Consider the following 19,909-nt stretch of genomic DNA (forward strand, 5'->3'; position numbering starts at 1 on the left):
AAGATATAATCTCCACTTTAATTAGTTCGGTTTTAAAAATAAGATAATAAAATATTGATTTTCAGAAATTCATTTTATATAAAAACTAATTTTATTTTTTAATATACGTTCAACCTTTCTGATGTTAAAGGTATTGATAGTTTTACTCATAGATCTAAATGGAATAACCAGTTTTTCGCCAATTCCATCAACTAATACAAACTCGGGTACTCCTTGTCTTTGTTCAGTGTACATGATACCTGCTATGTTTACTTCGCCGAAGACGATATGCATTTCACAGCATTTATCAAAAAATATTTCCAATGCTTTTGCATGTTTATCGTGAAAAATATTTTTTTCAGAAAGCTCATTCAATGTGAGAGGGAAGCCATTAGGGCTTATTATTTTCTCAGTAACTAAACCTAATCCTTGATCAGTAGCAGCAAAACCATAAACAGTTTCAATAGGAAAAGTGAATACTTTCTGGCTATAAGTGTTTTTACATAATTGAAGATATTGTAGTAACTCTCTACGAAACTGTCTATAGATGCCTTGAGAGCGATGTGAGCGCAAATAATTTTGATTACCTCTACCACCATCGTATGTTGCATTCTCAGGTTTCATTACTTTAATAACTTTACTAGGGTCTAGTGGATGTTCATAAACTATAGTCAGCTCAAAATAAAATTGTTATGGTTAGGACAAACATCATAAAACAATTTGGATAAGTCGTTTTCCATCCAGCCTTGGCGTAGAAACTTCACCTGAGCCCATTTCTTCTCAATAGGGTTCAAATCAGGGCTGTACGGCGGCAGCCATAGAATACGATGACCATGCCTATTCAGTAGCTTTTGAATACGCTTACTCTTATGAAATCTGGCATTATCCATCACAATCACGCATTTGGTTTTAAGACTTGGGATTAGCTTGTGTTTGCACCAGTGATAGAAGACGATGCTGTTGATGTTGTGCTTAAAGTAATCTAGGGCAAACAGCATCTTTTCATATAGAGCACCGATAACGTTGGTTCGCCTTTTACCTTGCCAGTTGTAGCTATCGATACAAGGCTCACCAATCGGTGCATAGCCATGAGAGCGAATGGTCTCGTGCTCAAAGCCGCTTTCGTCCATATATACAATGGGGTAGCCTTGCTGCTTAAAGTGCTCAAGCTTATTCTGATATATCGCTCTTTTGATCGGACAGGCTTTTGGATGTTCTAAAGTCTTTTTTTTGACTGATGCCTAGACGCTTTAGGGCATGATGAATGCCTGTTTTACTACAGTTTAGACGACGTGCTCGCTCATACTGGTAATCATCAGGATGTTCTTTGACATCATTAAGTAGCACATCATCTGGTATTTTATAGGGTTTGGTTTGCCTGGTTGTTTTGCTATGAACACGTCTCTTCCAGTTCTGTATGGTGGTTGGGCTGAGATTATAGAATTCAGCTGCCTCGGCAAAGGTCATACCATCATCTAAGCTTTTTAGTACTTGTTTGCGAAAATCTAGCGAGTAAGTCATGGTCTTTATAATAACAATTGAATTTGATAGTTAGTTTATAACACTTTTAGGTGGGATTGACTATAGCTTTTGAGTGCCTTGTCCTAAAAGTTTAAGGCTATCAACATTTATCATAATCTAATACCTAATACCTTTTAATATTATTTTTGAAACCTATTGAGATTAAATCTCTTAAAAATTTATTTAAAGTCTACTTTTGTCGTTAATAGTGTTTTTCTAGCTTTCAAGAAAACTCTACTGATTTCTCTATTAATCTTGAATAAAGCAGTTTGATGTTTTTTTCTATCTATAGGCTCTCTAGCTAGCCGTATTTTACGTTCTTCTTCTAACAAGCTGGGTAAAGAGAGAGGCTCTTGTGATTCTTTTATAATCATTTCTTGAGCACATAATGCTGGTACCATTTGAAACACTGGTTCTTTATGATCATGTACAAAAAAGTTGAAAATAGTTTGATCAATAGGGTGGATATTGTTATGTAAAACGAATTCTAAAAGTATTTTTGCACCTTCTAAAGAAAGAATATAGCCTGCAGTACCTAGGTTTTTACTTTTAAGCTCTGCTATATAACGTTTTTTTGACAAAATACTATAGGTTTTTGAAGACAAATATACTTTCTTATAAAAGCTTTCTATTTTAATGATATTCCAATTAGGTTGAATCCATTCATAGTTATTCAGTAGTAACTCAGCATCTATGCCTAAATAAATATCATCTTCGAAAATAGTTATATATGGCATGCTTTCATCGATTGCTTTTTTCCAAACAGCAACGTGGCTCATCATACATGCTAACTCTGTTGGTGCAAGCTGACTTTTATCTAGATTTAAACCTAATGTTTGAGCGTAAGGAATCGCTATATCAGGGGTTAGGGCATCAAAAAATTCAAAGTTCACATTGTGTCCTTGAAATTCAGTCGAAATATGTTGCCTTCGTTCGGTATTGGAAGTTAGACTAATGACTAGATTTTTCATAATATGGCTAGCTCTAAAATAAGAAGTTGCGGTTAAAAGGTTTTTAAATAGAGATTTATTATTTCATTATTTGATAGCCTATGAAGAGCTATTGACAATTATTATTTAAAAATAACTTTCTTTGCTAGCAGGATTTCTTTTAATTGAAGGATAAGTCTTTTAACTTCTCTATTTATTTTAAAGATTATATTTTTATCTTCTTTCTTTTTCAAAGAATTTCGTATTTTACGTTCTTCTTCTAACGAGCTGGGTAAAGAAAGAGACTCCAGTGATTCTTTCATAATCATTTCTTGTACACATAGCGCTGGCACCATTTGAAAGATAGGTTCTTGATTTTTGGTTATAAAATAATTAAAAATAGTTTCATCAATAGGCTGAATATCGTTATGCAAAACATATTCTAAAAGTATTCTTGCACCCTGTAGAGAAAGAATATAGCCTGCAGCTCCTAGATTCTTGCTTTTAAGTTGTGCTATATAACGTTTTTTTGACAAAATATTATAGGTTTTTGAAGACAAGTATACTTTTTTATAAAAGCTTTCTATTTTAATGATATTCCAATCAGGTTGAATCCATTCATGGTTATTTAGTAGCAACTCAGCATCTACGCCTAGATAAATATCATCTTCAAAAACAGTTATATATGGAATACGTTCACCGATTGCTTTTTTCCACACAGCCACATGACTCATCATACAAGCTAACTCTGTTGGTGTGAGCTGACTTTTATCTAGATCTAAACCTAAATTTTGAGCGTAAGGAGCCGCTATATCAGGGGTTAGGGCATCAAAAAACTCAAAGTTTACATTGTGTTCTTGAAATTCAGTTGCAATATGCTTCCTACGCTCGTTTTTGGAGTTTAGGCTGATGACTAGATTTTTCATATATAGATAGCTCTAAAATAAATAATTATGACTAAAGGGTTTTATTGAACAAAAATTCATTATTTTACTATTTGTTAGTATTTTGATTATCTTGGGCAGTTGTTATTTAAAAGGTATCTCTTCGGCATATAGTGAGTATTTGGCTTGTTCTACTAGTCTACTTGCTTCTCTACGGATTTTTTCTAAGCCCTTTTTCTTTGCAGAACGCATACGTTTACTACGGTCTTCTTCTAACGAGCTGGGAAGTAACAGTCCTTTGCCTCGCTTACTTGTTATAATGTCTTGAACACAGAGTGCTGGTACCATCTGGTAAACAGGCTCGTGATTATCAAGGATATAGTCTCTAAATACAGTTTCATCTATCGGCAGCATTTCACGCTGTAAACTGTAATTAAATAGATCCTTGACGCCTTGTAGGGACAGTGTATAAGCTCCTGCTCCTAAATGTTTGCCTTTTAAGAGTATAAGTTGGCGATCTTTTGGAAGATTGTGGTATGTTTTATTGTCCAACAACACTTTGTTATAGACTGTTTCAATCTTAATTATATTCCAATCAGGTTTAATCCATTCAGAATTATTTAAGAAGTGTTCAGCATTTATACCCAAGTAAATATCATCTTCAAATACGGTTATGTAAGGAATATTTTCATCGATTGCTTTTTTCCAAACAGCGATATGACTCATCATACAGGCCATTTCAACAGATGTTAAATGCATAGGTGCTAGTTGGAAAGGTAAGTCATGTTTTTGAACATATATTTTTGCAGTATCTGGTGTTAACGCATCAAAAAACTCAAAGTTAACATTATGTTTACCAAATTCATTATTAATATGCTCTCTACGTTCTGTCGCTGACTGTAGGCTGATAACAAAATTCTTCATAATTGAATAACTCAGATCTATTTAGTGGTCATTAAGTTTTTAACGGCAGACGCTTTGTCTTGTAGCATTCTCTTTTGTTTTTTTAAATTATAAGATGAGTCTCTACCTTCTTTTTCTTTACGCTGTATATTCTGAGTTGCTTGTGTGCCCAAGATATCACTATCCAGTCCCATCGGGCTTATCACTGCGGGCCATAGGCCTAGGCCTTTACCATTTCGGCTTAGCCATCTTTGAAAGAAAATATCAACAGGCATATTAATGGTTGTGCCTTGTTTAATAAATTCTTCTGCCCCTTTTCGTGACCAAATAAGTCCCAAACCGCGAATAGGGAAGTAGTAGGCATGCCATAAAGTATGCGCATCAAAAGTAACAATGTCTTTAGCAAGCTTCTTCTTTTTAGCTGCGATATTAACCAGATACCAGTCCAACTCTGGATGAGTATGTAGATACGTCAGTGTTTTATCAACAACAGGTTTAAAACTACTGGTCATCTTCATATCATCTTCTAATACAACTAAAATATCAGCATCAGTTTCCAGGAACTTTTGCGCACATTGATAATGGCTTAGATAACAGCCGATTTCTGAATTTAAGAGGCTACGACCTAAGTTGCTTCTGGCACTTTTATCATCATAGTTTATAAACTCCGACAAATTTTTGCCGCGACCATCATAGGCAGATACGCGTTCAAATGGCCAATTTATATGATTAAGCTGCTGTCTCGATCTCTCTAGACGCTCATCGCTACCGTCTAGATTGATTAAGTAAGTTAATGTTTTCATAGTTTGACTCTTCTTTACAATATCTACTATAGAATTTATCAGATTTTATGTCTCATTTGAGACTATTTGTTATCCCGATAATACGCTTTATACCAATTTACAAACTTTGAAATACCTTCTTCAATGCTAGTTTGCGGTCTAAAACCAATGTCTGTCGTTAGCTCATCTATATCTGCATAAGTAATAGGCACATCACCTGCTTGCATCGGCAATAAATTCTCTTGCGCTTTTTTGCCACAAGCGCTTTCGATGGCAGTGATAAAACGGCGTAAAGTTACTGGTTGGTTATTGCCAATGTTATATATTTTATAAGGGGCGGTCGCTGTAGTGATAGTAGAGTATTGAGGAGAGGGGGTTTCATCCATTATCCGAATAATACCTTCAACGATATCATCAATATAGGTAAAGTCGCGCTGCATCTCGCCATTGTTATATACATCAATGGTCTCACCTGCTAGGATTTTTTTCGTGAAAGAAAAATATGCCATATCAGGTCGACCATAAGGGCCATAAACTGTAAAGAAGCGCAGACCTGTCGTAGGAATGTTATATAAATGACTATAGCTATGGGCCATTAACTCATTAGATTTTTTGGTAGCAGCATATAAACTGATAGGAAAATCAACGCGATCTTGAGTACTAAATGGCTGTTTGATATTCATACCATAGACCGAGCTTGAGCTGGCATACAGTAAATGTGCCACTTTGGTCTGGCGACAGCCTTCAAGCACATTTAAAAATCCTACCATGTTTGAATCCATATAAGCATGTGGGTTTTCAATGGAATAACGTACACCGGCTTGTGCACCTAAATTAATAACAATATCGAATTGATAGATACAAAAAAGATCAGACATGGCTTCGCGATCAGCAAGGTCTAGCTTAATGAAGGTAAAGTATTGTGGTTCTGCTATTTCGTTTAGTATTTTTAAGCGATTTTCTTTTAAGCTCACGTCATAATAGTCATTGATGTTATCAATACCAACGATGCAATTATTGCTATTAGGTAGCTCTATTTCTAATAGTGCCTTGATAAGATGAAAACCTATAAAACCTGCCGCACCGGTGACTAAGATATTCATTAATCGCTCCCAAATAAATCACGTGTAAATACTTTATGAGATACATCTTGTATCTCTGCAGACAAGCGATTGGCAACGATGATATCACTTATTGCCTTAAATTCTGCTAAGTCCGTGATTACTCGTGAATTAAAAAACTCTTCTTCTTCTAATACAGGCTCGTATACGATTACCTTGATACCTTTTGCTTTAATACGCTTCATGATGCCTTGTATCGCAGAAGCTCTAAAGTTGTCTGAACCACTTTTCATGACCAGTCGATGGATGCCTACTACTTTAGGATTCTTCTCGATAATTTTATCAGCGATAAAATCTTTACGAGTTCTGTTGGAGTCGACAATGGCTTTTATTAGGTTACTTGGCACCTCATCATAATTTGCCAATAGCTGTTTGGTATCTTTAGGCAAACAGTAACCACCATAGCCAAAAGATGGATTGTTGTAATGATCGCCAATACGGGGGTCTAAGCCGACTCCCTCTATGATTTGTTTGGTTTCGAGCCCAAATGTCTGAGCATAAGTATCAAGCTCATTAAAATAGGCCACGCGCATTGCTAAATAAGTATTAGAAAATAATTTAATCGCCTCAGCTTCAGTGGGCTTTACAAATAGTAGCGGTACGTCCTTTTTGATCGCGCCTTCAAGGAGTAAGTTAGCGAATAACTGAGCCCGTTCTGACTGTTCACCTACAATGATTCGAGAAGGGTAAAGGTTGTCATGCAGCGCTTTACCTTCTCGCAAGAATTCGGGTGAAAAGATAATACGGTCAGTTGCATAACGCTCTCTAATACTCGCCGTATATCCCACTGGTACGGTAGACTTTATAATAATAGTCGCTTGTTGATTGACCAAAAGTACTTGCTCAATCACTGCTTCTACCGTTGATGTATTAAAATAATTGGTCTTAGCATCATAATCAGTTGGTGTAGCCACAATAATAAAATCAGCGCCTTTATAGGCCGCCGACGCATCAAGTGTCGCAGAAAAGTTGAGATTTCTATTTGATAAAAAATCTTCAATATCTTCATCTTCAATAGGGGACTGCTGAGTATTCAATAAGTCGATTTTTTCAGGAACAATGTCGACAGCGACGACTTCGTTATGCTGTGCCAATAGCATTGCATTTGATAGGCCTACGTAACCTGTACCTACTACTGCTATTTTCATAATATATCCAAGTAATGTTTACGCTTTGATGGATCTAATCCAAAATTGGTTTATGCTAAATATGACTAAAAATCACGATACCGTGTCAGCTCAGCTAACTGGCGTTCCCGTCACAGAAGTGGGAAGATACGCTAAAAATTTATGCTTCATGGCTTGGCTGATTTTTTTGTGTAAATCTGGTTCCAGAAGATCTAGGCTTTGGATACAACCGTACTTGATAGACTTATCTTCTAAAGCAGTAATAAAATCATCGACACTACTTCCATTTTTTAGATAGTTGACAGAGGTATCGGGTTTTAGATGCGCTTCATCTTTTTGAATTTTCAGATGATTCATCAGGGTTATTGGGTTCACCTGCGCCACATCTCTAAATTTATATCTAATCTGCTCTGTCAGTAGCTGAGGATGATTTAGTAAATAATCTTTCAATATGTTCCTATCGACGATATGAGGATAGTGATGAATTTCAAAAAATTGATCCATACCGAGTATTTTGGCGCTTAGCATTTGGGCGATAGTGTGCCTTGGTTGAATCGGTGTTCCAAAGAGTTTAAAGCGAGATTTTCGGAAATTAAGCTTAGCATTTAATGCCGTACTTTTACGCCAGTGGCCGTTAATGTTTAGCTTTTTACCGTCTAAAAAGTCATCTATTTTTACTGGTTGGTTAAAAAAGAAATCATCATTCATATAGATGAAGTAATCAGATAGCCCCTCAATATTCCATATCATCGACTCAATCGATCGAGTGTTAAACGTAGGCAAAAACTGCTCGTAACCCGAAAATATCTCCTTATGATCAACGATGCGTATTTTATCTGCTGAGCAAATACCTTGCTTGGCAAACTCATCGACGAACGCTGGCTTTTGTTGATCTGTGACGATATATATATGACGACAAAAAGGCACATATTTGATGATAGAAGCAATATTATAATATATCTCATCGTCGCTAGCGAAACGCGTGTCAGTTATTGCGTCAGATGCCACTTCTTTAGTTGGCTTAAACTGTTCTCGCTTTTGCTTGAGTATAGGGTCTGCGCCATCTACCCAAGCAATGACGATGTCTAATGTGTTTTCACTAGGCTGCTTCATAACTGATCCTGTTCTCATCGGATATGCATCTATTTTAGTAGCGATATTAGATCAGCCATGATATTTGCTGATGCGATTATTAACAAGGTTTAATCGATTTAGATAGTTAGACTAATTATAATTTTTTATAGAGATACCGTTAAATCCTGCTCGTACCTTACTGAGTAAATGCCGAGCACCAGCGGTAGGTGAGACTAGCATATAAAGTTAGAACGCTGCAATAATTATGACCATAGATGCATTCATTTGGCTAACCTATCATGTCTATACCGTTAAAAAACCAAGCTGAGACACCAATGCCACCTATTATTCTATTTATTTTAAAAGCGCTTGAAGGTCGCGGTGCTGAGCGTATGGTTACGACGTTGGCAAGCACTTATGCAGATATGGGCTATCGTCCTCATATTCTATGTTTGGAAGCGACGCAAGATATGCTACTAGACGCTCGTGTGCAATATCACATCGTGCCATATGAGGAGGTGTTTTCTGAGCAGAATCTCGACCTAGAATCTACGCAAGCACAAGCCTACGAATCAGTTGCTAAACGTATTGATACTTACGTGCTTAGCCAAATAGGGAAGCCAGATTTGATACTGGCTAATATCTATAAGATAAACTGGATTATGGCATATAGCCAGTTGCCAAACATCGTAAATGTACTGCATACAGCGCTATCAAAGCAGTTCCAAAATCAATTATTAGAATCGCCAGTACAGACTATAAATCATTTGAAAATGGTTTATGGCGCTCATCTTTGTAGCTGTGTAAGTAAGGGTGCACGCCAAGATTTGATTGCTCTTATAGGAGATATCACTAAAACCACAACAATCTATAATCCTTGCGATGCTACTGGTATAAAGACCACAGCAGCAGCGTCTAGCCATCTAGAACATTTCAGCTTAGTAGATAAAAAATACATCGTACATGTCGCCTCATTCGACAGCATGAAAGGTCATCGAGACTTACTACAGGCGTATACCAAAACAGAACGAAAGCTGCCGTTAGTACTAGTAGGTAAAGGTAGGCTTGAAGCAGAGATTAAACAGTTGGCTGTCCAACTAAATATTAGCGATAGTATTAAATTTTTAGGCTTTCAGACCAACCCTTATCTATTAATTAGATCAGCTGCACTGATGGTACTCACCTCTAAGTTTGAAGGCTTTGGCTATGTCATCGTAGAGGCGCAGGCACTGGGTGTGCCAGTAATCAGTACGGATTGTCCTTTTGGTCCACGAGAGTTATTACCTAAGCAAAACTTAATTGCGGTAGGTGATATTGATGGCTTGACGTTACTCATCAATCAAGCCATAGACAACCTTACAGATTATATCGTGCCGCTAAACCAGCAATTACTGCCTGAACATATTGCAAGACAGTACTTAGCGTTTGGTTCTGTTTTAGATTCAGATAAAAATGAGGGTTTATAACGTGTAGTGGTTCTTAATTAAACGCAATCAAGTAGAGGTTATTAATTACGAGTCATTAACTAGAAAGTGTCGAATAGCGATTTAGAGATAGGAGAGTGATTGACGACAGGAACACCATGCGACTGATAGATTCTGCCGAGTAAGTTAAACGAAGGGACAATCCGCTCGTTCATGACCTTGCTGAGCATACTTGGTGCACTATTGTTTTTATTTTCATAAAACCGTGGTTGCTTACTGTTTAGCAGGTCAATACCGTACAGATGAATACTCGCTGCTTGGCGCGAAAACGCCAACTGCGCCGCCACATAAGCGACAGTACCTGCCTCCACAAATCCATGAGTAATGTTAAGAGAGACGCCGATGTCAGCCGCTTTATGATCGCTATCAATGATAAAGTTTGGATTATTGATAAAGTACGATAGCGGCATTTTTTTATTGAGTAATTTTTTCTTAAAGATAAGCGTATTAAAAGATAGCTTGTTTGACTTCACTCCCCATGGCCTATCTACTGGGTACAACACCCGCATAGCATGGTGGTACGTTTGCATAATATCAGGGTGCGTGGTGGCCATTGCTTCAAAGACAGCTAATGTTGCATATAGAGGTTGACCCGTATAGTACTGTTGTAAAATCTCAGGCTGATGATTGATAAAGCGCGCATCACTGATGACGTAACCAACAATATCGGTAAACTGATGCTGCCCAATCAGGCTGATACTGCCATTGACAAAAATAGTAGGTGTATCTAGTAGCTCTGCTAACGGCAGCTGCTGTATAGATGGTCCTGAGGCGATAATATTGACGTCTTTTCCATGCAGGCTTTGTGCTGATTCATTGGCATTAAAAGCATTGATAATGATGAGCTCATTATCAATATTGAACCCAGCGGTAGCAGGTAATCTCAAATATAGCGCCATACTATTTTCCAGTCGTTTATTTCACCTATCTTATATCTTAATACACTGCCTTTACGCTAATTATAAATTGTCTAAATATGGTTAATTGCTAAGAATTTATTGCCAATGGTCTTTTAACCATGGGCTTGGCTTTACATGTCGATACCATTTACCGCCACTACCAGCAATCGCATCGGGCGGGTTAATCTCACCATGGAAGATAACGATTTTTGCATCATCCGGCAGAGTAGGTGTGCGCACAAAGTTAAAAGGAATTGACGCAATACATTGGTACTTAAAGCTAACACACCATGTCTTATCCCAATACTCTAAGTGGTGATGTTCACGCAAGTAATTAGAGAGGTAGGCCTGCTCGTGACGTACTTGGGTGCGAATGGTTTCAAAGTTTCGCTCAAAATTGGACAGCAAATCAGGATAGGTATTCATACCAATATTAAAGCGATAGACAGAGCTATTGCCAATCATACGCCAAGGTTTTTTCCAGTCGCGGATGATGACGACACTGTCTTCATGCACTGCTTGATAAGTAAAAAACGCATCGATATTATCGACAATGACGATATCAATGTCTAAAAATAGGGCCACACCTTTTAAATCATACAGCTCAGGTTTAAAAGTAGTCAGTTTTTTCCAACCACGTTCAGGACCTGCTGGTAAATCCATATCGGGTATCGGATAACAGGCAATCGCAGGGTCAATACCTGTGCTGTCATCGGTCAAGCAAACCATTTGGAAATCTAAGGTTAAATGTCGACTAACCATGTTGTAGAGACGATTGACGTATTCAGGACCATATTTGTCGCCCCATTTCATACAGATGATATAACGCTGTTCAGCAGTATCTGTGCTGGTTTGATTAGGGTCTATAGATGAGTTCTTAGTTACGTCAGATGTCATAATGCACTCGTATTGAGATAATAGTCAGATAAATGAAGGACTAATAAAAATAAAAGGATATAGAGTTCAGCCAATATTAGCATAGCTGTGACTGATGGTACGTCTAAACTGATGGTATGTATAAATAGGCAACACTAGGTTGGTGATGACTAATGATTATCGAGCTTAGTGTTATCATTTTTAACAGTACTATCGTTTTTAGCATTGTCGCTTTCAACATTGTCATTTTTAACGCTATCGTTGATATCACTAGCAGAACGACTAGAAACGCTAGAATGGTGAGATTGGATAAAGGCTGCTAAAGTCTCTTTATCTTTTTTATAAGGGTTGCCTAAGTTTGGAATACGCTTAAAACGTCGATAGCCCCACATATAGTGACTATAGTTGTCTGTAATCATACGCTCCATAGCCTGATTGAGAGCATGAGTCGCCACTTTAGCATTGCGGTCATACAAGGCTGGATCATCGAGTTTGTAGCAGTAAATATCAAAACCGCGTCCATCGGTACGGCGAATACAAGATAAGCCAACCAGCGCACATTTGGTTTTGCTCGCCAATTTTGAGGCAAGTGTACTGGTCAATGTTTCGATACCAAAGAACGGAACGACAACGCCGCCTGATGGCTCTGGAACGTGGTCTGGCAGTACAATACTAAAACCACCTTGCTTGAGTGTTTTAAACACGGCTTTGACGCCGCTACCATCAGTAGGTACCAAAGTCGCGTTAAGTCGTGCTCGACCCTGAAGGATAAACTCGTTAGCGAATTTGCCGTCAACTGGCTTATACATAATGGTTGGCGCACCAAACTGGTTGAGCCAAGCATTCATCATCTCCCAAGTGCCAAGATGCGGTACGATAGCAAGCATGCCATTTGGATTGGCAAGACCTTCTAAAAGAATGTCTTTATTATGGACATCACGAATCTGAGCGATACTCCACTCAGGTGGCATCGCCCAACTTTTTATAGATTCAATACTGGTCAGACATTGATGATAAATAATGTCTTTGGTCAATGTGCGCTTTTGCTGCTCAGGCAATGTATGAGTAATCAGCGCCATATTGATCTGAATGGTACGCATGATACTTAGACTGGGTATCTTAATGATAACCCAAGCGGCAAAACGTGCCAGCATCTGCAGTACAGACAATGGCACGACTTTGAAAATATGATACGGATTCATGACCACTCACATGGTAATGAATCACGTAACAAGCACTGTAGACAGCAACCGCGCATCATCAAACGATTTATTCAGCAGGCTTGCTGGTATCAGCTTGTGCTTTTTCACGCACACGGATACCAAGCTCACGTAGTTGTTTGCTATCAACGCCAGCAGGTGCTTGAGTCAATGGGCAATCAGCCGTTTTGGTTTTTGGGAAGGCGATAACGTCACGGATAGAGCTTGCGCCTACCATCAACATAATCAAACGATCCAAACCAAATGCTAGGCCGCCATGCGGTGGCGCACCGAATTTTAGAGCATCAAGTAAGAAACCAAATTTGTCTTCAGCTTCTTGCTCGCCGATACCCAAGGCTTCAAGTACAGCTTGCTGCATATCGTAAGTATTGATACGTAAGCTACCACCACCAATCTCAGTACCGTTCAATACCATGTCATAAGCGATAGATAAAGCAGATTCTGGGTTATTTTTCAACTCTTCAACTGAGCCTTTAGGCTTAGTGAACGGATGATGCATCGACGTCCAACGACCATCGTCAGTCTCTTCAAACATTGGGAAGTCAGTTACCCAAAGTGGTGCCCATTCACAAGTCGTCATTTCAAGATCTAGACCGATTTTTTGGCGTAATGCACCAATTGCATCATTCACGACACTGGCTTTGTCCGCACCAAAGAAGATAATGTCGCCATCTTCTGCAGCAGTACGCTCGATCAAGCTCACAAGTACGTCATCAGTCATGTTTTTGATAATTGGAGACTGTAGGCCAGACTCTTTATCCACACCGTTGTTGATGCTGCTAGCGTCATTGACCTTGATATAAGCCAAACCGCGTGCGCCATAAATACCAACAAACTTGGTATAAGCATCGATCTGCTTACGGCTTAATGATGCGCCACCAGGGATACGTAGGGCAGCCACACGACCTTTAGGATCGTTAGCAGGACCTGCGAACACTTTGAAATCGACATCTTTCATTAAATCTGCAACGTCAACCAACTTTAGAGGAATACGTAAGTCAGGTTTGTCTGATGCATAGTCACGCATGGCTTCTGCGTAAGTCATGCGTGGGAACTGTTCAAACTCAACGTCCATCATTGTCTTAAACAAATGCTTGATAAGACCTTCATTGATGTTCATGATTTCTTCTTCGTTCAAGAAAGAAGTCTCAATATCCACCTGAGTAAATTCAGGCTGACGATCGGCACGTAAATCCTCATCACGGAAGCATTTAGCAATTTGATAATAACGGTCAAAACCTGACACCATCAATAATTGCTTAAATAGCTGTGGTGACTGCGGCAAGGCAAAGAAGTTACCTGGACGGGTACGTGATGGTACAAGATAATCACGCGCACCTTCAGGTGTTGCACGAGTCAAGATAGGTGTCTCAACATCCAAGAAACCATGATCGTCTAAATAACGACGAATCGCTGAGGTTGCCTTGGCACGGAACACCATACGTTCTTGCATTTGGGGACGACGCATATCAAGATAACGATACTTCAGACGCAAGTCTTCAGATACAGTCGTTTTTTCGTCATTCAATGGGAATGGTGGCGTCTCAGATTTAGCCAGTACTTCAATTTCTTTACCCAATAGCTCAATCTGGCCACTGGTCATATTATTATTTTCAGTACCTTCATAACGGCGACGTACACGGCCAGTTATCTTTAGCACGTATTCAGGACGTACAGCATCAGCTGCTGCGAAAGCTTCTGGGGTATCAGGGTCGACCACGACCTGTAAGATACCAGCGCGGTCACGCATGTCTAAGAAAATCACGCCACCGTGATCGCGACGACGATGTACCCAGCCTACGATACTAATGGTTTGCTCAAGCAAGCTCTCGGTTACGGCTCCGCAATACTCGTCTCGGTATTCGCTATGCGTCATAGTGCTTTGCGTCATAATATGGTTATCCAGTTATCAGCCCAATTCGAAGTACAATAATGCAGCCATTGTTGTGCGTTTCAAGCTATTTGCAAAAAAAACACACAAACAACGCGATTAAGACATATGGTCATCACGTTGGCTGCAGAAAATTTGATATAAACGCATATTATGCCTAATCTGCCTTTGTTATACAACCGGCTGAGTTCAATCAAAGAACGGGAGTCTGCAAGTATCTGAGGTATTTATTCTGCGTTATTTATATTGGGTTAAATATTGTCATCATGCTTGAAAACACCACTTAGTGTGCACATATCAACCGCACGTTAATAAAAACAGCCATATCAATATATTTACTGACTTGAGGATTTGTAACCATGCTATTTCATCCCCCTAAAAACCCTGTTGAGCTTAAAATACGCCACTTAAATGATGCTCAAAAGCAGCGCCGTGAAGATTTGATGGAAGCCACCCAAGGCAAAGCTGCCCTCAAACAGTTCAAAAAAGTCATGGCTAAAAAAGCCAAGCAAGCATTGAAAGCAAAAACTAAAAATAAGAAAAAACATACCGATGATAAAGCACAAGTTTTTGTGCTTGATTTTGATGGTGATATCAAAGCAACGGCGGTCAAGCACTTGCGTGAAGAAATCAGTACTTTAATTAGTACCGCAAATAAAGGTGACGAAGTTATCGTACGTCTTGAATCAGGCGGTGGTCTGGTACATGGTTATGGTTTGGCCGCAGCGCAATTGGCTCGCCTAAAAGATGCGGGTCTGAAACTGACGGTTTGTGTTGATAAAGTGGCGGCAAGCGGTGGTTATATGATGGCCTGCGTTGCAGACAAGGTAATAGCCGCACCATTCGCTATCATTGGTTCAATCGGTGTGGTGTCGCAATTGCCAAACTTTCATAAATGGCTAAAAAACCATGACGTCGATTATGAGATGTTTACCGCTGGTGACTACAAGCGTACGGTAACTGTATTTGGTGAAAATGATGCCGAAGACCGTGCCAAATACCAAGAAGAGCTAGAGCAGACGCATGAGTTATTTAAGCATTTCGTTACTACCTATCGTCCAGAACTCGATGTTGCTAAAGTAGCTACTGGTGAGCATTGGTATGGCGAAGATGCGTTAAAGCTTAACTTAATTGATAGTCTACAGACTTCAGATAGCTATATTTTGGAACGTATGGAAGACAACGAAGTGTATGCACTATATTCACGTCAGAAGCCGACGTTAGCAGAAAAGTTAGGATTGGCTCAAGCAGCAGAAGCGACACTGAGCATGGCTGTAGATAAATTACCTGATGCACTTGCACGTTTTGATTTGAACAGCCGCCTAAATATTCTGAAATAATGTTAGTTATCATTATGATAGTTAAATAATGGTATTTCAGCGCTCAGAAGTTTTTGGATACATTGTTTATATTTTGTAAAAGGCGTGGCCTAGCTGGTCGCGCCTTTTTGCTGTTTATTGACAATTGCTGTGTTATAAATGTAGCACACGGAAAACAGTATACGTGCGTACACTAAAGCTCTAGTAGAGCTTTTTATCAACATTTGATTTAGACAATCAATAAAGAAAAGGAAGTCATTTATGTCTAACGACAATTTAATGTTTACCGCAACAGAACATGGTCAAGCCATGCATGCCAAAGTCAAAGCGTTTATCGAAACGAATATTGAGCCTATCGAAGCCCAATTCTGGGAAGATTGTCATAAGAAAAACCCTGATGGTAATTGGGAAAACTGGGAATGGCCAGAAGCCTACGAAAACCTGCGCAAACAAGCACGTGAAGAAGGCTTATGGAATTTATTCCTGCCAGATGACACACTAGGTGCAGGACTGTCAGTCACTGATTATGCGCCTATTGCAGAATTGACTGGTCGTAGTTTGCTAGCACCTCATGTATTTAACTGTAATGCACCTGACAGCGGTAACATGGAGCTGTTATGGCGCTACGGTACTCAAGAGCAGCAAGACAAGTGGCTTACCCCAATCCTAGAAGGTAAGACACGCTCTGTATTCTGTATGACTGAGCCTGACGTGGCGTCAAGTGATGCAACCAATATGCAAGCAACCGCCGTAGTAGATGGTGATGAGATTGTCATCAATGGTAGCAAGTGGTGGTCATCTGGTCTTGGTGATCCAGCGGTTGATGTCCTGATTGTGATGGCATATACCGCGGATGAAAGTGCAGACCGTCATCATCAGCATTCGATGGTGCTTGTGCCAGTCAACACACCAGGTGTGAACATCAAACGTATGCTTAAAGTGTTTGGTGATTATGATGCACCGCACGGCCATGGTGAGATTAGCTTCGAGAATGTGCGTGTGCCAGTCAGCCACTTTATTGGTGGACCTGGTAAAGGTTTTGAGATTGCACAGGGTCGTCTAGGGCCAGGCCGTATTCATCATTGCATGCGCTGTATCGGTGCTGCCGAAAAATCTCTTGAGTTAGCGGTCAAGCGTGGTATGTCACGTACTGCCTTTGGTAAGCCATTACTACAATTGGGTGGTAACTTTGAGCGTATCAGCGAAGCCCGTATCAAAATCGACCAAGCACGCTTGCTCACATTGTACGCCGCCCAAAAAATGGATGCTCAGGGCACCAAAGCTGCATTGACTGAAATCTCTGCTATTAAAGTAGTGGCGCCAACTGTGCTACAAGAAGTCGTCGACATGGCGATTCAGATTCATGGTGGTATGGGCGTGTGTCAAGATACCTTGCTACCGAATTTCTACGCGCAAGCACGTGTACTACGTTTAGCAGACGGTCCAGATGAAGTACATAAAACCATGATTGCCAAACTAGAACTAAAACGTCAGGGCTTTAGTCGTTCTGCTAAATCTGACAAAGCTTAGTCTTAAGTTTGATCTTAACAAACGGTTGTGTGAGTTAGTTTTGATTTGCTCACGCAACTATCAAGAATAAGCCAATCAAAATGCTAATTAAGAATTCACTATTAACAACTTAGTAGTGAATTTTTCATCACTAGAGCGAGTCCTCATTTCAAAAATAGCGAGAAGAATGAGATAAATTGAATTGAGAACTGGCTCGCATATCTGTTATAAAAATAAATGACCACATGATAAGGAATGTCTCATGGCAACTGATAATAAAGTACTAGACAAAGGCGGTGCCGTACGCGAAGGTGAAGAGCTTGATGCCAAAGCAGTCAGTGAATGGCTTCGCGGTCAAGGCGTCGACGTGGTAGGCGAGCCTACGGTCACTCAGTTCTCAGGCGGCGCATCAAACTGGACGTATCGACTACAGTATGAGGGTGAAGATAAAAACCAAGACCTCATATTACGTCGTCCACCAAAAGGTACCAAGGCAAAATCTGCCCATGATATGGTGCGTGAGTACACCGTTCAAAAAGCATTAAAAGATGCTTATCCTTATGTACCTGAGATGATTGCGCTATGTACGGATGAAGCTGTTATCGGCGCTGACTTTTATGTGATGGAGCGGATGGAAGGTATTATCCCTCGTGCAGAATTACCAGAAGGTATCGATCTAAATCCTGAGCAAACGCGTCTGCTTTGCACCAATGTATTAGACGCTTTGGTAGAGTTACATCAGATAGACTATACCGAGCATCCTGATTTGGTTAATTTAGGCCGCGGTGAAGGTTACTGTGAACGCCAGATCAGTGGTTGGGACAAACGTTATGTTAAAGCAAAGACGCCAAACGTACCAAGCTTTGCACTGGTCAGACAATGGCTTGCTAAGCACACGCCTGCTGATAGCAAAACTTGTATCATTCACAATGACTGGCGCTTTGACAATGTCATACTTGATGCGGATGAGCCGACCAAAGTTATTGGCGTGCTCGACTGGGAGATGGCAACCCTTGGCGATCCATTAATGGACTTGGGTAGTGCGTTGGCTTACTGGATTGAAGAAGATGACAATATCATCATGCAGCAATTCCGTCGTCAGCCAACACATTTAGAAGGCATGATGACGCGTGATGAAGTGGTTGAATATTATCTAAAACAGTCAGGTTTAGAGATAGATAATTGGACCTTTTATGAAGTGTTTGGATTGTTCCGCCTCTCAGGCATTATTCAGCAAATCTACTACCGTTATTATCATAAGCAAACCACCAATCCAGCATTCAAAAATGCTTGGCTCGTTATACATGTCATGCATGCTAAATGTTTGAAACTAATTGCGCAATATGAAGGCGAAGCCTTATTCAATGCGCATGTTCAGCCGCATTTAGAAGACATAGGCGTAGATGCTGCTGCTATCGAGCAGTTACCAAGCCCTGTTCAAAAAGTTGTCAAAAGTATTTTACCAAAAGGTTATTTTGCAAAAGCACCTGACTCTCCTGAAGCGTAAGCATTCAGCAAACCGTATTTTAGCAAATATGATAAAAGGTAAGAATTTATGACAACCATACTTTTAGCACGTCATGGCCAAGCGTCTTTTGGACAAGAAAACTATGATCAACTCTCAGAACTAGGTACTATCCAAGCCCAAATGCTAGGTCAGCACTATGCAGCCACACAGCGCCGCATCGATGCCATATTTACTGGTAGGTTGGTTCGACAGCAAGACTCAGCACGTCATTTTTGGGAGCGTTACCAATCGTCTGTACATGCCAATAATAGCAATGGCACAACTACTGCGCCCGCAATCAACTTTGATCAGCCAGATAGTTATATTCTGCCGCAGTTTGATGAGTTTAATCATAAAGACGTGTTCGTTAAGTCAGCAGAGGCATCGGGAAATCGATCTGACATCTCAGCTGAAATCGCCAAAGCAGAATCGCCAGCCACGCGATTGGCTGAGCTATTTGATCAAGCTATGCAGCGCTGGCATGCTGGTGACAATGATCAAGATTATCTTGAAAGCTGGCCACAGTTTAATAATCGTGCACAACAAGCCCTTGAACAAGTACGTACGAAAGTAGCAAGTATGAGCTTAGATCAGGACAGCACCGTGCTCGTATTCACTTCAGGTGGTGTCATCGCTGCAATCACTGCCCAGTTATTGCGACAAGGCAGTCAGACTGCTTATCAGCTGAATAAAAGCTTGGTTAATACGGGTGTGACCTCTATTACTTTAAAGAATCAAAGTTCTCGCTTATTGTCTTTAAATGAATACAGTCATTTATTCTCTGATGGTAAACCATTCGTGACATGGCGATAAATTTACACATGATTTTACGAATAATATAGTGTCATACTTGCTTAAAGTATAAGCACTATCAGCGTTTATAC

General features: G+C 39.8%; 19 protein-coding genes. 5 read left to right on the plus strand and 14 right to left on the minus strand.

Annotated elements, in window-relative coordinates; translation table 11 throughout:
* Positions 1–69: 69 nt before the first annotated feature.
* The 10 genes from CXF61_RS13645 to CXF61_RS13690 all read right to left on the minus strand — a co-directional run bounded on the left by CXF61_RS13645 (position 70) and on the right by CXF61_RS13690 (position 8,359).
* Complete coding sequence (locus tag CXF61_RS13645; protein WP_264755692.1) at positions 70–654, minus strand: PhoP regulatory network YrbL family protein; 585 nt, start codon at positions 652–654, stop codon at positions 70–72.
* Complete coding sequence (locus tag CXF61_RS13650) at positions 651–1,175, minus strand: IS630 family transposase (RefSeq protein WP_165598608.1); 525 nt, start codon at positions 1,173–1,175, stop codon at positions 651–653. The genes CXF61_RS13645 and CXF61_RS13650 overlap by 4 nt, the downstream gene beginning before the upstream one ends.
* A complete protein-coding gene (locus CXF61_RS13655; RefSeq protein WP_025650793.1) occupies positions 1,150–1,500 on the minus strand; it encodes an IS630 transposase-related protein in 351 nt (116 codons plus the stop codon). Before CXF61_RS13655 ends, CXF61_RS13650 begins: the two co-directional genes overlap by 26 nt.
* Before the next feature lie 179 nt (positions 1,501–1,679).
* A complete protein-coding gene (locus tag CXF61_RS13660; RefSeq protein ID WP_165598609.1) occupies positions 1,680–2,471 on the minus strand; it encodes a glycosyltransferase family 25 protein in 792 nt (263 codons plus the stop codon).
* A gap of 101 nt (positions 2,472–2,572) precedes the next feature.
* A complete protein-coding gene (locus CXF61_RS13665; RefSeq protein ID WP_165598610.1) occupies positions 2,573–3,355 on the minus strand; it encodes a glycosyltransferase family 25 protein in 783 nt (260 codons plus the stop codon).
* Positions 3,356–3,457: 102 nt separating this feature from the next.
* A complete protein-coding gene (locus CXF61_RS13670; RefSeq protein ID WP_165598611.1) occupies positions 3,458–4,237 on the minus strand; it encodes a glycosyltransferase family 25 protein in 780 nt (259 codons plus the stop codon).
* A 17-nt stretch (positions 4,238–4,254) separates the two neighbouring features.
* Complete coding sequence (locus CXF61_RS13675) at positions 4,255–5,019, minus strand: glycosyltransferase family 25 protein (protein WP_165598612.1); 765 nt, start codon at positions 5,017–5,019, stop codon at positions 4,255–4,257.
* 62 nt (positions 5,020–5,081) lie between these two features.
* Positions 5,082–6,101 (minus strand): NAD-dependent epimerase, encoded by a 1,020-nt coding sequence (locus tag CXF61_RS13680; protein ID WP_165598613.1) that lies wholly within the window; start codon positions 6,099–6,101, stop codon positions 5,082–5,084.
* The gene (locus CXF61_RS13685; protein ID WP_165598614.1) at positions 6,101–7,267 is read right to left on the minus strand and encodes a nucleotide sugar dehydrogenase; all 1,167 of its coding nucleotides are present in this window, start codon (positions 7,265–7,267) and stop codon (positions 6,101–6,103) included. Before CXF61_RS13685 ends, CXF61_RS13680 begins: the two co-directional genes overlap by 1 nt.
* A gap of 90 nt (positions 7,268–7,357) precedes the next feature.
* Positions 7,358–8,359 (minus strand): capsular polysaccharide biosynthesis protein, encoded by a 1,002-nt coding sequence (locus tag CXF61_RS13690; protein WP_165598615.1) that lies wholly within the window; start codon positions 8,357–8,359, stop codon positions 7,358–7,360.
* Positions 8,360–8,619: 260 nt separating this feature from the next.
* Between CXF61_RS13690 and CXF61_RS13695 the strand changes: the two genes are divergently transcribed.
* Positions 8,620–9,786: a glycosyltransferase gene (locus CXF61_RS13695; RefSeq protein ID WP_227526713.1), complete on the plus strand. Its 1,167-nt coding sequence runs from the start codon at positions 8,620–8,622 to the stop codon at positions 9,784–9,786.
* A gap of 59 nt (positions 9,787–9,845) precedes the next feature.
* Here CXF61_RS13695 and CXF61_RS13700 read toward each other — a convergent pair whose 3' ends face one another.
* The 4 genes from CXF61_RS13700 to aspS form a co-directional block, all read right to left on the minus strand.
* The gene (locus CXF61_RS13700) at positions 9,846–10,691 is read right to left on the minus strand and encodes a hypothetical protein (protein WP_227526714.1); all 846 of its coding nucleotides are present in this window, start codon (positions 10,689–10,691) and stop codon (positions 9,846–9,848) included.
* Positions 10,692–10,799: 108 nt separating this feature from the next.
* Positions 10,800–11,600, minus strand: coding sequence for a glycosyltransferase (locus CXF61_RS13705; protein ID WP_165598617.1), 801 nt, complete (start codon positions 11,598–11,600; stop codon positions 10,800–10,802).
* Between the two features lie 149 nt (positions 11,601–11,749).
* Positions 11,750–12,781 carry a lysophospholipid acyltransferase family protein gene (locus CXF61_RS13710; protein WP_165598618.1) on the minus strand — a complete coding sequence of 344 codons (1,032 nt, stop codon included), beginning with the start codon at positions 12,779–12,781 and terminating at the stop codon, positions 11,750–11,752.
* 67 nt (positions 12,782–12,848) lie between these two features.
* Complete coding sequence (gene aspS, locus CXF61_RS13715; protein ID WP_101204567.1) at positions 12,849–14,675, minus strand: aspartate--tRNA ligase; 1,827 nt, start codon at positions 14,673–14,675, stop codon at positions 12,849–12,851.
* Between the two features lie 374 nt (positions 14,676–15,049).
* On the opposite strand from aspS, the gene sohB reads away from it, so the two are divergent.
* The 4 genes from sohB (at position 15,050) to CXF61_RS13735 (ending at position 19,838) form a co-directional block, all read left to right on the plus strand.
* Complete coding sequence (gene sohB, locus CXF61_RS13720; protein ID WP_165598619.1) at positions 15,050–16,030, plus strand: protease SohB; 981 nt, start codon at positions 15,050–15,052, stop codon at positions 16,028–16,030.
* A 258-nt stretch (positions 16,031–16,288) separates the two neighbouring features.
* Entirely contained in the window at positions 16,289–17,539 is a 1,251-nt protein-coding gene (locus CXF61_RS13725; protein WP_227526716.1) for an acyl-CoA dehydrogenase family protein, read from the plus strand.
* Positions 17,540–17,780: 241 nt separating this feature from the next.
* The gene (locus CXF61_RS13730; RefSeq protein WP_165598620.1) at positions 17,781–19,025 is read left to right on the plus strand and encodes a phosphotransferase family protein; all 1,245 of its coding nucleotides are present in this window, start codon (positions 17,781–17,783) and stop codon (positions 19,023–19,025) included.
* Between the two features lie 48 nt (positions 19,026–19,073).
* Positions 19,074–19,838: a histidine phosphatase family protein gene (locus CXF61_RS13735; protein ID WP_165598621.1), complete on the plus strand. Its 765-nt coding sequence runs from the start codon at positions 19,074–19,076 to the stop codon at positions 19,836–19,838.
* Positions 19,839–19,909 lie beyond the last annotated feature (71 nt).

It is taken from the genome of Psychrobacter sp. 4Dc, from assembly GCF_002836715.1.
Lineage (GTDB): Bacteria > Pseudomonadota > Gammaproteobacteria > Pseudomonadales > Moraxellaceae > Psychrobacter.

Bases quoted from the DNA above. Each gene is read 5' to 3' on its own strand.
- CXF61_RS13655 (WP_025650793.1), bottom strand. From the start codon at position 1,500: ATGACTTACTCGCTAGATTTTCGCAAACAAGTACTAAAAAGCTTAGAT.
- CXF61_RS13660 (WP_165598609.1), bottom strand. From the start codon at position 2,471: ATGAAAAATCTAGTCATTAGTCTAACTTCCAATACCGAACGAAGGCAA.
- CXF61_RS13665 (WP_165598610.1), bottom strand. From the start codon at position 3,355: ATGAAAAATCTAGTCATCAGCCTAAACTCCAAAAACGAGCGTAGGAAG.
- CXF61_RS13670 (WP_165598611.1), bottom strand. From the start codon at position 4,237: ATGAAGAATTTTGTTATCAGCCTACAGTCAGCGACAGAACGTAGAGAG.
- CXF61_RS13675 (WP_165598612.1), bottom strand. From the start codon at position 5,019: ATGAAAACATTAACTTACTTAATCAATCTAGACGGTAGCGATGAGCGT.
- CXF61_RS13680 (WP_165598613.1), bottom strand. From the start codon at position 6,101: ATGAATATCTTAGTCACCGGTGCGGCAGGTTTTATAGGTTTTCATCTT.
- CXF61_RS13685 (WP_165598614.1), bottom strand. From the start codon at position 7,267: ATGAAAATAGCAGTAGTAGGTACAGGTTACGTAGGCCTATCAAATGCA.
- CXF61_RS13690 (WP_165598615.1), bottom strand. From the start codon at position 8,359: ATGAAGCAGCCTAGTGAAAACACATTAGACATCGTCATTGCTTGGGTA.
- CXF61_RS13695 (WP_227526713.1), top strand. From the start codon at position 8,620: ATGTCTATACCGTTAAAAAACCAAGCTGAGACACCAATGCCACCTATT.
- CXF61_RS13705 (WP_165598617.1), bottom strand. From the start codon at position 11,600: ATGACATCTGACGTAACTAAGAACTCATCTATAGACCCTAATCAAACC.
- CXF61_RS13710 (WP_165598618.1), bottom strand. From the start codon at position 12,781: ATGAATCCGTATCATATTTTCAAAGTCGTGCCATTGTCTGTACTGCAG.
- aspS (WP_101204567.1), bottom strand. From the start codon at position 14,675: ATGACGCATAGCGAATACCGAGACGAGTATTGCGGAGCCGTAACCGAG.
- sohB (WP_165598619.1), top strand. From the start codon at position 15,050: ATGCTATTTCATCCCCCTAAAAACCCTGTTGAGCTTAAAATACGCCAC.
- CXF61_RS13725 (WP_227526716.1), top strand. From the start codon at position 16,289: ATGTTTACCGCAACAGAACATGGTCAAGCCATGCATGCCAAAGTCAAA.
- CXF61_RS13730 (WP_165598620.1), top strand. From the start codon at position 17,781: ATGGCAACTGATAATAAAGTACTAGACAAAGGCGGTGCCGTACGCGAA.
- CXF61_RS13735 (WP_165598621.1), top strand. From the start codon at position 19,074: ATGACAACCATACTTTTAGCACGTCATGGCCAAGCGTCTTTTGGACAA.